The sequence below is a fragment of the Cylindrospermum sp. FACHB-282 genome, from assembly GCF_014697195.1.
Taxonomy (GTDB): Bacteria; Cyanobacteriota; Cyanobacteriia; order Cyanobacteriales; family Nostocaceae; genus Cylindrospermum.
In genome coordinates this window covers 25,365-41,289 of record NZ_JACJRJ010000025.1, presented here as the reverse complement: position 1 = coordinate 41,289, position 15,925 = coordinate 25,365, and the positions used below count along the sequence as shown (strand labels likewise).

At 44.1% G+C, this 15,925-nt stretch carries 10 protein-coding genes; 4 read left to right on the top strand and 6 right to left on the bottom strand.

All coding sequences use genetic code 11. The features are described 5' to 3' along the window. Positions 1-86 precede the first annotated feature (86 nt). The 4 genes from kdpC to kdpA all read right to left on the bottom strand — a co-directional run bounded on the left by kdpC (position 87) and on the right by kdpA (position 4,845). Positions 87-671 carry a K(+)-transporting ATPase subunit C gene (kdpC, locus tag H6G32_RS14365; protein WP_190459364.1) on the bottom strand — a complete coding sequence of 195 codons (585 nt, stop codon included), beginning with the start codon at positions 669-671 and terminating at the stop codon, positions 87-89. Further along, positions 672-914: a potassium-transporting ATPase subunit F gene (locus tag H6G32_RS14360; protein ID WP_190459362.1), complete on the bottom strand. Its 243-nt coding sequence runs from the start codon at positions 912-914 to the stop codon at positions 672-674. Between the two features lie 15 nt (positions 915-929). After that, positions 930-2,999 (bottom strand): potassium-transporting ATPase subunit KdpB, encoded by a 2,070-nt coding sequence (gene kdpB, locus H6G32_RS14355; protein ID WP_190459360.1) that lies wholly within the window; start codon positions 2,997-2,999, stop codon positions 930-932. A 160-nt stretch (positions 3,000-3,159) separates the two neighbouring features. Further along, on the bottom strand, positions 3,160-4,845 hold the full coding sequence (gene kdpA / locus H6G32_RS14350) for a potassium-transporting ATPase subunit KdpA (RefSeq protein ID WP_190459358.1): 1,686 nt from the start codon (positions 4,843-4,845) through the stop codon (positions 3,160-3,162). A 514-nt stretch (positions 4,846-5,359) separates the two neighbouring features. On the opposite strand from kdpA, the gene H6G32_RS14345 reads away from it, so the two are divergent. After that, entirely contained in the window at positions 5,360-6,472 is a 1,113-nt protein-coding gene (locus H6G32_RS14345) for a sensor histidine kinase (RefSeq protein WP_190459356.1), read from the top strand. 10 nt (positions 6,473-6,482) lie between these two features. On the opposite strand, the gene H6G32_RS14340 is transcribed toward H6G32_RS14345, so the two are convergent. Both H6G32_RS14340 and H6G32_RS14335 read right to left on the bottom strand, forming a co-directional pair. Continuing rightward, positions 6,483-8,372, bottom strand: a complete 1,890-nt coding sequence (locus H6G32_RS14340) for a tetratricopeptide repeat protein (protein ID WP_190459355.1) — start codon at positions 8,370-8,372, stop codon at positions 6,483-6,485. An 84-nt stretch (positions 8,373-8,456) separates the two neighbouring features. After that, positions 8,457-11,891, bottom strand: coding sequence for a hybrid sensor histidine kinase/response regulator (locus tag H6G32_RS14335; protein ID WP_190459353.1), 3,435 nt, complete (start codon positions 11,889-11,891; stop codon positions 8,457-8,459). Positions 11,892-12,319: 428 nt separating this feature from the next. On the opposite strand from H6G32_RS14335, the gene H6G32_RS14330 reads away from it, so the two are divergent. The 3 genes from H6G32_RS14330 (at position 12,320) to H6G32_RS14320 (ending at position 15,895) form a co-directional block, all read left to right on the top strand. Continuing rightward, positions 12,320-13,924, top strand: coding sequence for a DEAD/DEAH box helicase (locus H6G32_RS14330; RefSeq protein ID WP_190459351.1), 1,605 nt, complete (start codon positions 12,320-12,322; stop codon positions 13,922-13,924). Continuing rightward, positions 13,854-15,068, top strand: coding sequence for a DUF790 family protein (locus H6G32_RS14325; RefSeq protein WP_190459348.1), 1,215 nt, complete (start codon positions 13,854-13,856; stop codon positions 15,066-15,068). Before H6G32_RS14330 ends, H6G32_RS14325 begins: the two co-directional genes overlap by 71 nt. Before the next feature lie 161 nt (positions 15,069-15,229). Further along, positions 15,230-15,895: a fasciclin domain-containing protein gene (locus H6G32_RS14320; protein ID WP_242046600.1), complete on the top strand. Its 666-nt coding sequence runs from the start codon at positions 15,230-15,232 to the stop codon at positions 15,893-15,895. The last annotated feature ends 30 nt before the right edge of the window (positions 15,896-15,925 follow it).

Sequence of the window (15,925 nt, the reverse complement as noted above, 5' to 3'; positions counted from 1 at the left end):
GGTATAAAATATCCTCCTATTCCTCTTTCTTCTTAATGCCTTTTTCTAGGAGGAAAGTGAATATTTACCTGGAGAGAGGTTAAACGTTAAGTTGCAAGGTTGTCTAATGCCATGTTCAACCTCAAGAGGTTGACTCCAGGTTCACCAAAAATGCCCAGGAATCTGCCATCAGTGTGTTTGCTAATTAGGGTCGTAATTTGGTTTGGGTCGAGATGTCTGGCGTTGGAGATGCGCTGTGCCTGTGCTTGAGCGGCTGCTAGAGTGATATGTGGATCTAGACCAGAGGCGGAGGTATAAACTAAATCAGCAGTAGGTTGAATATTAGCTTGATTCAGCCTTGCCACTTCCCCTTGAATGCGTTTGAGTAAGTCGGGGTTGCTGGGGGCGAGGTTGCTGGCTCCTGAAGTTCCTGTGGTGGCAACGTTGGGGGTAGTACTGTAGTCAATACTGCTGGGACGACTCCAAAAGTAGCGATCGCTCGTAAATGGTTGACCAATCAAGGCCGAACCAACAACTGTCCCTTGAGAATTGGTGAGTAAGCTACCGTTAGCCTGGAAAGAAAACCCTATCTGTCCTGACAGCAGCATCAACAGAGGATATAGGAATGCTGTTAGTAACCAGAGAGCAATGGTAGAACGAATAGCTTGATTAATTTGGCGTAGCTGACCCATTTAAAACTTCTCCGGTTGAAAAATTACAACAAATAAATAAACGCACAGACTCATAGTGACAAGCAAAAGCAGAGCAATGGCGTAAGATGCAGAACGTGATAATTGGAGTGGGGTCGCAGCTTGTACTGCTGGTGCTAACAGCACATTAAAACACAGCAGTAAAAATAGACTTACAGGAATGTGATTTCGTTTGCAGGTGACGAAGGCAAACACTTGAGCAAAATCTTGTGGTAAGTATTCCATAATCCAAAATCGTAGTTAAGCTAAACCAACCGCAGTAATCAGCACATCAATCACTTTGACGGCAATAAAAGGAGCAATCACGCCGCCGAGTCCATAGATGAAAATATTTCGCTGCAAAAGTTGATCTGCCGTTAGCGGTCGAAACTTGATACCAGTTAGGGCTAATGGGATCAGCGCCGGAATAATCAAGGCATTGTAAATCAGCGCTGACAAGATCGCAGATTGGGGGCTGGCCAAACCCATAATATTGAGACTACCAACACCAATTCCGGCAAAGATAGCGGGAATGATCGCAAAATATTTAGCGACATCGTTAGCAATTGAAAATGTAGTGAGTGCGCCACGGGTAATCAGTAGTTGTTTGCCAATGGTGACAATATCAATCAATTTTGTCGGGTCAGAATCTAGGTCTACCATATTGGCAGCTTCTTTCGCCGCTTGGGTACCTGAATTCATCGCCACTCCGACATTTGCTTGAGCTAAGGCCGGAGCATCATTGGTACCATCTCCAGTCATGGCCACCAACTTGCCTTGTGCTTGTTCAGAACGAATCACTTCAATTTTATCTTCAGGGGTAGCTTCGGCGATGAAGTCATCAACTCCTGCTTCTTGGGCAATCACAGATGCAGTGATGCGGTTATCTCCCGTTAACATAATGGTTCTAATCCCCATGCGCCGCATTTGATCAAAACGTTCTCGAATGCCTGGTTTAATAATGTCTTTGAGATAAATTACTCCGTAGACATCGTCATTTTGACAAATAGCTAACGGCGTTCCACCTAATTTGGAAATTCGTTCAAAAGCTGTATCAAGTTCCGGGGTTAATTTTCCATTGCGGGAGCGGACAAATCCTTTAATTGCATCCACGGCTCCTTTGCGAATTTGGATAGTATTCGGTAGATCAGTGCCACTCATCCGAGTTTTGGCAGAAAATTCAATACCTTCTCCATGTTTTGGGTCAAAATCTAATTTTGCCCCTAATTTTTCTGCCAGTTTGACGATAGATTTTCCTTCTGGTGTTTGATCAAAAATACTGGATGCTAGGGCAACTTTTGCGACATCTTCGAGGGAATGACCGTTAACGGGAATAAATTCTTCTGCCAAGCGGTTGCCTAAGGTAATCGTGCCTGTTTTATCTAATACCAGGGTATTAATATCTCCGCAGACTTCTACCGCCCGTCCAGAGGTAGCAATCACGTTAAACTGAGCGACTCTATCCATGCCAGCAATCCCAATAGCACTCAATAATCCCCCGATAGTGGTGGGAATCAGCGCTACCAACAAGGCAATTAACATGGCAATACTGACTGGCGATTTTACATAGACTGCTACTGTGGGTATAGTGGCAATTACTACTAAAAACACTTGAGTCAGGACTGCTAGCAAAACTGTCAGGGCGATTTCATTAGGGGTTTTACTGCGGGAAGCTCCTTCTACTAGGGAAATCATTCGGTCAATAAAGCCTTGGCCTGGGTCATTCATTACCCGAATTATTAGTTCATCAGAGGTGATGTGCGTTCCCCCAGTCACAGAACTGGCAATGTCTGTCCCTGGTTCTTTCAATACTGGTGCAGACTCCCCAGTGATGGCAGATTCATCAACGGCGGCCACACCTTTAATCACTTCCCCATCGACGGGAATGATATCGCCAGCAATCACCTTAATATGGTCGCCGCGACGTAAGGCTGTGGAACTAATCTCTTGGATGGAGCCATCGGGGAGGAGTTTACGGGCTGTAACATCGGATTTAGTCGCTCTTAAAGCATCTGCTTGGGCTTTACCTCGTCCTTCGGCGATCGCTTCGGCAAAGTTAGCAAATACAACTGTGAAGAATAATATCAGGGTAATTAAACCATTAAATAGTCGTGGGTTGTTTCCGGGAGTGACGCCAAATAAGTTAGGTGCGATCGTTACCAGGGCGGTGATAATTGTCCCTACCCATACCAAGAACATGACTGGATTCTTGAGCATATTCCGTGGGTGCAGCTTTAGGAATGCTTGGCGAAACGCCCTAGTGTAAAGTCCAGTATTTTGAGCTTTGGGGGTATGTCTGCGTTCTTGTCGAGGTTTAGTTGATGATTCCATTTTCATTCAATTTTCAATTCTTTCAGGACTTACGCAACTGACACATTAGTAGGGTGCGTCAGATGTCAAAAATTTGTTTATTTGCTAGATATATCGAGTCTGACGCACCCTACAATAGATGTTTATTGTGATACGCAGCTTTAGTCCTATCTTTATTTGTTTAACCGCCTCTAGCAATTTGAAATGCTTCCGCCAGAGGTCCTAAAACTAGTACGGGGAAGAAGGTGAGAGCACCAAGAATCAAAATCACGCCCGCTGTAATACTGGTAAAAAGTCTGGTATCGGTTCTCAGGGTACCTGCGGTCATGGGAACAGCTTGCTTGCGGGACATACTATCTGCTAGCAGCAGCAGGGCGATGATGGGGATATAACGTCCTGCCAAAATGCTGACACTGGTGCTGAGGTTCCACCAGAGGGTGCCATCTCCTAATCCTTCAAAGCCAGAACCGTTGTTTGCTGCTGCTGAAGCATATTCATAGACCACCTGAGAAACGCCATGAAAACCTGGGTTACTTATGCCTGAGAGGGTACCGTCCAAGCCAAAAACTATCGCCCAAGGGACGAGAATAGCAAATGGGTGAACTAACAAGACGACACTGGCAAGGACAATTTCTTTTTTCTCGATTTTGCGTCCTAAAAATTCTGGAGTTCGTCCCACCATTAAACCAGTGAGGAACACTGCTAAAATCAAGTAGATAAATAAGTACGCCGTGCCAGTTCCCTGACCTCCCCAGATGATTTGCAAGAACATATTAGATAGAGTGACAAATCCACCTGAGGGCATTAAAGAATCATGCATTCCGTTCACAGCACCACACATGGTTGCTGTAGTCATTACCGCCCATAGTGCTGTTTGCGCCCAACCAAATCGCACTTCTTTGCCTTCTAAGTTGGGTTGCTGTCCTCCTAAAAGGGGATTAATCAGGGGATTTCCTTGAAACTCGCCAATTGCGGCAATGCCTACTAAGAAGACAAAGATTATAAAGACCATCCAAAATACTAGCCATGCTTGCTTTCTGTTGTTAGCAAACACTCCATAGGTATAAATCAGCGCCGAGGGGATGGAAATCATTGCCCAAGTCTCTAGCAAATTAGAGAAACCATTGGGATTTTCAAAGGGATGGGCGGAGTTGATACCAAAGAAACCGCCTCCGTTCTCGCCAATTTGTTTAATAATCTCGAAGTGGGCAACTGGCCCACGGGCAATTACCTGAGTCGCGCCCTCTAGGGTAGTTGCTGTTGCTGGGCCAGCCAAGGTTTCTGGTACACCTGCCAAAATTAACAACAATCCGCCAATGATGGACATGGGCAGTAATATTCTTGTGATTGACCTTGTAAGGTCATTGTAAAAGTTGCCCAAAGGTCTGCCGGTTAAACCGCGAATGAAGGCCACTCCCACAGATAAACCCGTCGCCGCGGAGGTGAACATGAGAAAACCCAAGGCGAAGGTTTGACTGGCATAACTCAAGGTTGTCTCACCAGAGTAGTGCTGCTGATCTGTATTGGTGAGAAAGGAAATAGTGGTGTGCAATGCTAAATCCCAACTTGGCGCACCTAGTCTTGTAGGATTGAGTGGTAACCATCCTTGAGTTGTGAGGATGAGGTAAACTAAAATCCCCATAACGAGATTGCTATACAGCACGGCTTTGGCATATTGCCAGCCAGTCATCTCATTTTGTGGATTCACGGCACCCAAAGCATAAATGGCTCGTTCTATGGAAGTTATCACTGGGTCAAGCAGTGTTTTTTCTCCCATAAAAACGTCAGCCATATATTTCCCGAATAAGGGAGTAGTTGCTATGACGATAAGTAATGTCAGAACAATTTGAATCCATCCTTGTAACATGAATTTTAAAAGCTCCTGATACCTGATTATCTAATTTTTGATTAAACACTTTTTGGTTGATTAGCAAGCTGGATGCATTTTTTTGATGGACTTTTAAATCCAGGAATGAGGCTGAATTTAAGGTTACATCCCATACATAATCTTCAGTCCAAAAAATAGTAGTTTTTTCACTTACTAAAATGATTTAATTCTCTAGAGGCTCAGATCCCCGACTTCTTGAAGAAGTCGGGGATGTTTTTGAACTTATTTAGGATTGCTATATTAATAGCATTAACTAACTTGCTCAGGAAAACAATTAATAGGAAGATATAAAACCAAGTTTATTTTTTATATCTGCGGTTTAGTTAAATATAATATGAGCGTTTAATGGGTTTATCTGGCTTCTAAACGCTAGATATATTTTTGCCTAAACGGTTTTGTTTTAGGTTAATAATATGGTATACGCAATAAAATAAATACACAGATTAAAATAGAGTTTTTCAGTTGAAATACTACGTAGAAAAAACCTGCCAAAATGTTATTTTCAAAAGCTGGATTACCTGATAAAGAATCGCCTTTAGGCAAATCTTTGCTGATTGCAAGTCTGTTTATAGTTGTTCTAGTTCTGGAGTTTTCTACACCCAATGAATACGTGTTTGGGTATCTCTATACAGCACCAATTTTATTAGCAAACTCCTGGCTGGGGCGGCTTGCCACCTTTCAAGTTACCTTCGTTTCTGTGTGCTTAACCATGCTGAATCTTGTAGTGCCAGCGGGTGAAGTGATGAGAGCTTCTACAATTGCCAGTAGAGCGATCGCCGGAATGGCTTTGATTGTGACAGGTGTTTTAAGTGACCGAATTCGGCGTTCTGAAAAAGCGATCGCCCTGACTAAGGCAAAGCTAGCAGCACAAGAGGAATTGGTCAGATTGCGAGAAGATTTTGCTTCTACACTCACCCACGATTTAAAAACGCCACTGCTGGGGGCAATTGAAGCAATCATTGCCTTTCAGCAAGAAAAATTTGGTACCGTCTTGCCAGCACAGCAGAAAGTTTTAGCCACGATGGCACGCAGTCATAATGGTTCTCTGCAACTTTTAGAAACCTTATTGGATGTCTATCGCAATGATACTGAAGGCTTAAAGCTTGACTTAGAACCTGTGGATTTAGTTATTTTGGCTGAGGAAGCAGCTGGAACTCTGACTGAGTTAGCGGCAAATCGTCGTGTTTATCTCTCAGTTAACTATGGTGACTCTGATTGGAGGCGATCGCTATGGGTTAGGGGTGATGCTCTGCAACTCCAACGAGTTTTTACTAATCTCCTGGTGAATGCTATCAACCATTCTCGGCGGGGTGGTCGTGTTGAAGTTGTTTTAGAGCCGCAAGCTGCCTATCAAGTTGTCAAATTTTTGGATACAGGTGCAGGTATCCAGCCTGAACAGTTCCCCCATTTATTTGAGCGATTTTACCACGGTGATAGCGATGCCTACGGCGGACTTTGGCAACGCCAAGCTAAAGGTTTTGGATTAGGGCTTTACCTATCTCGCCAAATTATCACCGCTCATAACGGTATAATTTGGGCGGAGAACAGAGTACCCACAGGTGCTATTTTTGCTTTCAAACTCCCCATTTATCCATTTCAAAATTAACAAAAAATACCTACATATTTCCCTTGTATTCTGCTAACAAATGGGGAATATGATCATATCCATCTACACCGATAACGGCCAGAATTTTTGAGCGATGTTGCTGTAATAAAATTTGGAAAGTCTCTGCTCCTATTTGTCCCTGTAAAATTGTCAAAAATCCTGCTATCTGTCGCCACTCAAGAGAAGAGATTTGCTCTAAGAGATACATTCCTAAACAGCCAGTGTAAACTGATTTTTCAGTATTTTGGAGATGATAATAAGCTTCAGATAAATAAGCTAAATTGCGCCCTTGGAGATATAAATCACCAGAAACTTGTGCTGTTTTAAAGCCGTCTTCGAGGTATTTAATAGCAGTTTGGGGTTGTCCAATTACTAAATAGGCAATACCTAGGCTGCTGAAACATAAGGCTTTACTTTGAATATCGCCTAATTTTTCTGATAGCTTTAGACCTTGTTCTAGATAATTAATAGCTGTTTCGTAGGTTTCTGGTGCTCTTTCTTCTAGCTTTTGGGCTTGCATGACTTCGCTGTAGCCTAAATTTACCAGTGCATTGGCTTCTCCGGTGCGAGCTTGCTCTACAGATGCGCCACTAACGCCTGGTTGACGACTGAGCATTAATGCCCGTTGACTGTGGTTAATCGCCTCAGTGTAGTTTTGTTGTTGGACGTAGGTACGGCTGAGGTGGTTGAGGTTGGCGATTTCACAGGGGCGATCGCCTGCATTTCTAGCGATCGCTAAAGCTTGCTGATGAAATTTAACAGAGCGGTGATATTGCCCTAAAGCACGCTGAGAATAGCCTAGAAGCGTCAATATCCGTGCTTTCTCTTGGGTTCCTTCCACAGATGCCAAGGGTTCATCCAAATAATCTAAGGCATTACGTAGAGAACTACCAGAAAAAGAAGCAAAAATCCCGCCATACAGGGGAAAATACGGACGCTGGGCAAAGGTTCGGAGAATCTGGAGCATAATTTGTGAAGCTCCATTGCTGTAAATTACGCCAGCATTCCGAAAACCACTCGCCAACTGACTCCAAATTACTGCAAAGGTGAGAAAAGTGGAAATAGACAACTTTGGCCCGGCTTGGACATTGTAAGCTTGTTGGTCAAACCAGTGAACTAACCCCCGTTGCAAATACTGTAAAATTACTGCTAGTTCCACCCAGTCACTGAGAGTGATACTACTCCGTTGTTGGGCAAACTCAATTACCGATTGCTCCATTGCCAGGGTGCGAAAAAAGGCTTGGGGTAATTCACTATTAACTAGTTTGGCCCAACTTGCCCAAGGGCCACTTTCTCCTGGTACGCCGCCAAATCCTAGAGAACCGCGATTTTGCTCATACATCCAACTCAGGAGGTTTTCTTGCAGTCGTTGCCAAGCAGATAAACCACGGGTAATGCCTGTTGATATCTGGTGTAAATCAGAATTTGCTTGGGCAAATTGCTGTAATGATTTGGCTAATTGCTGTAGCTGTGACAAATTTAACGGATGCTTGAGATTGGGGTCGGTGACGCGGATGAATGCAGCCAGACGATCGCCTGCTGCATCTAGGGTAATTTCCCGCAAAGCCATAGCGATCGCTTCTGTGGCTTTGTTTTGCTCTTGCCACCGTTGCCATTGGCTGTGGATAGTTTTAATAGCTCGCAAACTGCGAGTTGCTTTGGCTATTTTGAGTTCATCTTTTTCGCTATCTACTTGCTCTTGGATAGCATTCAGGCGATCGCTTAAAGCTAGCTCAAACACTTCTCCTGTACCATTCGTGATCCCATTGAGCAGCAGTTGATATACTTGTTCTACAGAGCTGATCTTACCCTTGAGGGTAGTGGCGACAATTTCATCGATTAAGGCCAGGTAGCGAGCTGATAAGTCAGTGCTATCGCCTAGCGGTGGAGAATCAGACACTTTAGCTACTAGAAAACGTCACGTTAATTCTAATTCTAGTTGTAGTAGTTGGGTTTCATTCTGTCAGAACTGGATTTTTCTACCTCAAGTTCGCCCAGCCAAATTTGCCACCACGGCGGCTAACTCCGTAGGATTAACTGGCTTGGGAATATGTAGCTGAAAGCCTGCCAAAAGGGCTTGGGTGCGGTCTTCTGCCCTCGCGTAAGCTGTGAGTGCAACTGCGGGAATCCGTCCGCCTTGCTCTTCTCCAAGGGCCCTGAGTTGACGAATGAGTGCATAGCCATCTTCTTCTGGCATTCCAATATCGCTCACGAGAATCTGGGGGTGGAATTGTTCCAGGGCTATCAGTCCCTCCCTAGTAGATGCAGCTGTCATCACTTGAGCGCCATATTGTCCCAGAATTGTCTTCAGCAAATTTCGGGTGTCTACTTCATCATCAACAACAAGCACCCGCACACCTTCCAATATCGACAGGCGGTTTTTAGTCACTTCACCACTTGCTGTAGGGGCAATTTGCTTTGCTGTACTGGACTCTTCTACAGCTACAGCTTTCATCGGCAGGTTGACAATGAATGTCGCCCCCTGTCCAATCCCTGGACTTTCAACAGAGACTGTGCCACCGTGCAATTCTACCAAGTGACGGACGATTGCTAATCCTAATCCTAATCCACCATGCGATCGCGTAGTTGAGCTATCGGCTTGGCGGAAACGCTCAAATACATGGGGTAAGAATTCCGCAGAGATTCCCCCACCATTATCACTCACGCGAATTTGCACACCCGAATCAATCCGCTCGAGTTGCACAACGACTTTACCCCCCTTGGGTGTGAACTTCACAGCGTTAGCGAGCAAATTCCACACCACCTGTTGTAAACGCTTGGCGTCCCCCATTACTACCCCTACCGCTGAGTCAAATCTGCACTCAAGACAAATTTCTTTAGCGTCTGCTGCTGGGCGTATGGTGTCAATGGCTGCTTCCACAACTGGTATTAGTTCTACTTGATGCAGATTTAGACCAAGTTCGCCCCGAATAATCCCGGAGACATCTAGAACATCATCAATTAGTTGGGACAAGGCTCGGCTATTGCGATCAATGGTCTCCAATGCTTTAGCAGTGGTAGTTTCATCAAATTTGCGGCTCTTGAGTAGCTGTGTCCAGCCCAGCATGGCATTAAGGGGGGTGCGGAGTTCGTGGGAGAGTGTGCCTAAAAATTCATCCTTGATGCAGTTTAAAGTTTCTGCCTCAGCCCGTGCTATTTGTTCGCGCTCTAGCAGTTGTTCCCGTTCTTGCTCTGCTTGTTTGCGATCGCTAATGTCAATCATAAATCCATGCAGCAGTTGTGGCCCATGTTCACCCTGCACCACATTGACAATGTCATACAACCAGACGACTCTGCCATCAGCGGCCAACATTCTGTATTCAAACTCGTAATTATTCACTGACTGGGAACAATCTACACAATACTTAACTGCCCACTCCCGATCTTCTGGGTGGATATGTGCTGCCCAAAAATTATCGGTGTACCAGTCTGTCGAGGGATAGCCAAGAATTTCTACAGTTTGCGGCCCGACATAGGTAAAATTCCCGCTATTGGGGTTTGCCTCCCAAGGAATCACCCGTACTTTTTCTGTGAGTTTTCGCAATCTTTCCTCGCTCTGTTTGAGTGCCGCTTCTGCTTGCTTTTGTTCTGTAATATCCCTAACTAGGGCAACAAATCCTTCAACTTGCCCATGCTGGCTAAACTGGGGAATGTACGTGGTACTCACATCATGAGAGGTACCATTTTTATCGAATATATTGTTTTCAAAGGTTACTCGCTCTCCTGACATTACTGCTTCTATATACGGTTGAATAAACTGATAAACCGATTCACCCAGAACTTCTCTAATGTGCTTGCCATAAGTTTCTGAGGCGGTAAGCCCAAACAATTCTTCATATCCTTTGTTATTAAAGCGATAACAATGCTGGGCATCAATATAGGAAATCAGTACGGGTACAGCATTTGTAATTAGGCGTAGTTCTTCTTCCCGTTGGTGTAGAGTCTTTTCTGCCCGTTTACGTTCGCTTAAATCCAGAACAAATGCCATCTGCTCTTGTTGGCAATTGTAAGGTTCTTGCAACAAAACAATACCAATTAAGATCGGGACACGACTACCATCTTTGCGGATATATTCTTTCTCAAAGGGGGTAGCGACTCCATGCTTTAAGAGTTCTTCTATCGCTTTTTGATCCAAATCTATATATTCTGGTGGTGTCATTACATCCCAGCGCACTTCACCTGCCAGCATTTCTTCACGGGTATAGCCCACCATATTCAAAAAATAGTCGTTGGCGTAGTCGATACCGCCGTAGAAGTCGCTAACAGCCGCACCAAAAATATTTGATTCCACCAGTCTACGGAACCGCTTTTCGCTATCTTGAAATGCTGTTTCTGCTTTTTTGCGTTCTGTAATATTCCGGGCTGCGGCAACCCTGACACTGCGCCCTTGGTAAATGCAGCTTTTACCGACTATTTCTAAGAAAAAAGTTGTGCCATCTTTTTTGACGCCAGTCATCTCATAAGGCTTTTCATCACCATGATTGCAGATATTTTTCTGGAAAGTTTTTTGCGCTTCTGGTGTTAAAAAGTCTACCGTTGACATTCCAATCACTTCGTCAATTTCGTAGCCAAACATTTTGGCAAAAGCTGGATTGGCATCTAGAACTTTTCCTTTTTCGTGAATGATTACGCCTTCAATAGTGGCATCAGCTAAGGCTCTAAATCTGCTTTGGCTTTCATATAAGGCATTTTCTGCCTGCTTACGGTTGCTTAAGTCCAGAACAAAACCAATTAATTGGTCTGGATTATTTTCTAATAAGGCAGAACCTGCCAAAAGGGGGATGCGGCTGCCATCTTTGCGGATATATTCTTTTTCAAAAGGCTGACATACCCCTTTGCTGTTGAGTTCGGTAATAGAGCGATTCTCGCGCACCTCTAAATATTCTGGTGGTGTCATGTCGCACCAGCGCACCCGCCCGGCCAGCAGTTCTTCCCGCGTATAACCTACCATCGTTAAAAAAGCATCGTTAGCCTCAACAATCCCCCCATTAACATCAGCTGTAATCACCCCAATAATGTTGGACTCTGCCAAGCGCCTAAACCGTGCTTCGCTCGCCTCTAGCCGCTGCATACTCAACTCTAGACGCTGTTTAGCTGTGCGTAACTGGGAGTTCAGGGAGCTAATTAGTATTGTCACCAAGATGAACAAGCCTGATCGCACAATGCTATCTGGATCATAAAATGAGAACGATAATTTTGGCTCTATGAAAAAGTAGTTAACAACTAAAGTAGATAAGGCTGTAGCCAACATACCTGCTTCCATGCCGCCATACCAAGCACTAACGGCTACAGCAGCAAAAAACAGGATGAAAATTGTGGGATTGAGCAGTGGCTCAAGCAATAATGTTAGTAGCAATGCGCTACAAACGGCTAACACTGCCACAGCATAGAGCTTGAGGCGGGGGGGTATTCCTTTCAACGTGGCTTCTCCTTTGGTGCAGCTAGCTGAATGGACTGTGCCCATAACTTAGCTAGACAAAACGATAGCTCAATACCTATCATGCATGGAGGAAGTACACAGCTAACATTTGCTTACTGAGAATCTATCGAAAGTAGTAAAAGCCAGTGTTAGAGAATGTTCTATCTATCAGTTTGCACCGTCCCACTTAGATTATATTATTATTAGTGATTTCTCTAATCAAAAAGCTTATTAATTTTTAATTTTTTAGGACTTCTACAAGAAGCGTGATCAATCAACTCCTTGCCGGGAAATTCAAAACTTAAAAATAGGCATAAATCCAGCCAGGTTTTCCTAGGTAAACTTTATGATTTAACAAATATCCTCTGAGGAATCAGACACTTTTTGCGTTATGAGTATTAAAAAAGAGTTGAAAGAGAAATTCCTAGATGGCTCGCACTCCCAGATTAACTTTTGATCGTGGCACATTAATTTTACATCCACCGCCACGGGGCAAAGCTTGGATGGACTATGCAACATGGGATGATAGAATCGAAAAATTCCGCGTTCGGGCGATTCAATACCGCTCTTTAGTGGAAGCGCTACAAGCAGAAGAAACCAACTTTATCGACGAAGCGAAGGAATTTTATCCTCTAGAGTTGGTTGCTGGTTTAGAAATGACTCCCTATCCCCACCAGAGTGAGGCGTTAGCAGCTTGGAAACTGGCAGGAAGGCAGGGGGTAGTGGTGCTGCCCACGGCGGCGGGAAAGACTTATTTGGCGCAAATGGCGATGCAAGCGACACCGCGCACAACGCTGATTGTTGTACCAACTTTGGATTTGATGCATCAATGGTATGCACATCTAGAAGCGGCGTTTCCTGATGCAGAAGTGGGGTTGCTGGGGGGTGGTTCGCGGGATAAAACACCGATTTTGGTGGCTACTTATGACAGTGCAGCTATTCATGCGGAAACTTTGGGAAATCAGTATGCTTTGCTGATTTTTGATGAATGTCATCATTTACCAACAGATTTTAGTCGCGTAATTGCTGAATATGCGATCGCACCCTATCGTTTGGGACTTTCTGCTACACCAGAACGCAGTGATGGTAAACACGCTGATTTAAATATTCTCATTGGTAGAGAAGTTTATCGCCAACGCGCTGAAGATTTGGCGGGGAAGGCTTTAGCAGAACATGAAATTGTGCAAATTAAGGTGAAGTTATCACAAGTTGAGCGGGAAAGATATCAGCAGTTAATTCAAACCCGCAATGACTTTTTGCGTCAATCACAAATTTCTCTGGGGAGTCTCCAAGGTTGGCAGATGTTCGTGCAAATGAGTGCGCGATCGCAAAATGGACGCAGAGCCATGTTATCACACCGGGAAGCTAAGGAAATCGCTTTGGGTACTGATGGTAAATTGCGAATTTTGATTGATTTATTAGCAGAACATTACCCAGCACGAATTTTGATTTTTACTGCTGATAATGCTACGGTTTATCGCATTTCCCAGGAGTTACTTATTCCGGCAATTACTCATCAAACTCCTGTGAAAGAAAGGCATGAGATATTAACTAAGTTTCGTGAGGGTGAATTTAATACTTTGATTGCTTCTCATGTGTTGAATGAAGGGGTTGATGTGCCGGCGGCAAGTATTGCTATTATTTTATCGGGGACAGGTTCGGCACGGGAATATGTTCAGCGGTTGGGGAGGGTTTTACGTAAGGGGAATACAGAAAATAAGCGAGCGATTTTATATGAGGTGGTGGCTGAGGATACTAGTGAGGAGGGAACTTCGGCTAGAAGGCGAGGCCAGAAGAGTCACGAACCGCCAAGACGCCAAGAACGCCAAGAGAATAAGGTGAAAAAGAAGGGGCATTTGCAAGTGGTTTATGGGAGTGGGAAGGAAGCTGATTTGAAGGCGGCTGAACAGTTGGAAATTAATTATTCTATTCAAAATCCAAAATCTAAAATCCAAAATTCAGATGTTACCGACAGATTTATTGATGCACCGTCTCAACGGGGAGGAGATCATCCCGAAGAGACTGAAACTTGATGAGAAACATTTAGGTTTGGCGACTGAGTTAATTAGTTTTTTTCAGGAGGCTGTGGGCAAGTCTCAAGGGGTGCTTGAGCGTCAATTGTCAGATTTTGAAGGTGATACGACTGATTATAGAATGAAGCGGGGTTTGGCTTATATTCTTAAAAGCAGTTTTTGCAATTTTGAAATAGTTAGTCCTTTGGAACCACCAATGTTAAGAGAACGGGTGTTTGCTCTGGGGGCAAAATCTGTTGCTAGTCGAGAATCAACTCAAGTTACATTGAATCAAATTGCTGATGAGTTAAGTCAAGAACTTGAACGGGAAGTTTTGCCGGCACAGGTGCGAGATGGACTTTATGCTGATTTGGCAGAAAATAAGATTTTGACGGCTTTTGATGCACCAACTACGCCACATTTGTTAAATAGATATAATTTGTCTCAGGTGCAAGGTGTTTTTTATAAGGCTAGTCAATTGGTGTTAAATGCTCACCGCAATGTTCCGGGAGAATATAAGCTGTTGTTTCGCTATCTCAAATTGTTTCAATTGATGGCTTATATTGAAGGTGATGCTGACCACGGCTTTACAATTACTATTGATGGGCCAACAAGTTTGTTTAATCCGAGTACGCGCTATGGTTTGGCGATCGCTAAACTGATTCCTGCTTTATTACACGTGACAAAATGGAGTCTAGCGGCAACTCTACAAACCCGCGACGCCTATACAAATGCTTGGAAAATAGGACGTTTTACCCTCAATTCAGAATGTGGTTTGGTGTCCCACTACCCACCTGGTAAACCTTACGATAGTATGCTGGAATCATCCTTTGCTGATAAGTGGGATTCTCTCAAAAGTGGCTGGGTGTTAGAGCGAGAAGTTGATTTAATTCCAATTCCCGGTAGTGTGATGATTCCCGATTTTCGCTTGGTGCATCCTGATGGCCGCAGCTTTTTATTAGAAATTGTCGGTTATTGGCGTCCTGAATATTTACAAAAGAAGTTCTCTCAGGTGCGGCGTGCAGGTAGTGATAATTTAATTTTAGCAATTTCTGAGCGGCTCAATTTGGAAAAAGCCGGAGTAAAATTAAATGATGTTCCTGCAAGAATTGTTTGGTTTAAAGATAAGTTATTGCCGAAAGCTGTCTTAGCTGCGATGGAATGATAAATCTGACATTGCTTGTTTTTGCACCTTTGCTCCTTGCCATGATATTTGTCTTAATTATTATGTCCTCAGATATACCTCTAACGTCAGAGGAGCCATAAACAAATCTTCAATAGGGTGGAGGGGTAATTAGCTTTTTGCCTTCCAACATAAGAGCAATCATGAATACTAATTATCTGACTCAACTACCCAAAAAAGTGGCTGTGATCACTGGAATCATTGCCGCTACTGCTTTTCTTAGCTTTCCTCTCATAGCTCAAAGTCAACCCGGTACAACCCCAGCGACACCCGGTACAACCCCAGCTACACCCGGTACAACCCCAGCTACACCCGCCACTACTGCTACTGGAAACCTGATCGAGGTAGCAAATGCCATTCCTGCTTTTAGCACTTTAGTACGAGCCGTACAAGCTGCTGGATTAACTGAAACCCTTACTACAGGCAACTACACCATTTTTGCACCTACAGATCAAGCTTTCAATGAATCCTTACCACCAGGTGCATTAAATTTTCTCCTCCAAGCAGGAAATAGGGATCTGTTACGCCAAATTCTCAGCTATCATTTGATATCTGGTAAGGTAACAGCCAATGAATTAAAAACTGGTACATTAGACACCCTCAACGGTGGTGTTGCAGTGCGCGTGAGTCCAAATAGGATCATTGTGAATGATGCCAGTATTATCCAATCAGATATTCCAGCTAGCAACGGAGTGATTCACTCTATCAATCGTGTATTACTTAACCAAAAGCTGCGCGATGCTCTCAATTCTAGGTTAGGTACACAAGAGCCAACTCCAACTCCAACTCCAACTCCACCTTCGCGGTAAAATAGTGCGATCGCCTCCAGCATGCTACGC

Coding starts and splice junctions, on each gene's coding strand:
- H6G32_RS14330 (WP_190459351.1), top strand. CDS start 12,320: ATGGCTCGCACTCCCAGATTAACTTTTGATCGTGGCACATTAATTTTA.
- kdpC (WP_190459364.1), bottom strand. CDS start 671: ATGGGTCAGCTACGCCAAATTAATCAAGCTATTCGTTCTACCATTGCT.
- H6G32_RS14320 (WP_242046600.1), top strand. CDS start 15,230: ATGAATACTAATTATCTGACTCAACTACCCAAAAAAGTGGCTGTGATC.
- H6G32_RS14325 (WP_190459348.1), top strand. CDS start 13,854: ATGTTACCGACAGATTTATTGATGCACCGTCTCAACGGGGAGGAGATC.
- kdpB (WP_190459360.1), bottom strand. CDS start 2,999: ATGGAATCATCAACTAAACCTCGACAAGAACGCAGACATACCCCCAAA.
- H6G32_RS14360 (WP_190459362.1), bottom strand. CDS start 914: ATGGAATACTTACCACAAGATTTTGCTCAAGTGTTTGCCTTCGTCACC.
- kdpA (WP_190459358.1), bottom strand. CDS start 4,845: ATGTTACAAGGATGGATTCAAATTGTTCTGACATTACTTATCGTCATA.
- H6G32_RS14345 (WP_190459356.1), top strand. CDS start 5,360: ATGTTATTTTCAAAAGCTGGATTACCTGATAAAGAATCGCCTTTAGGC.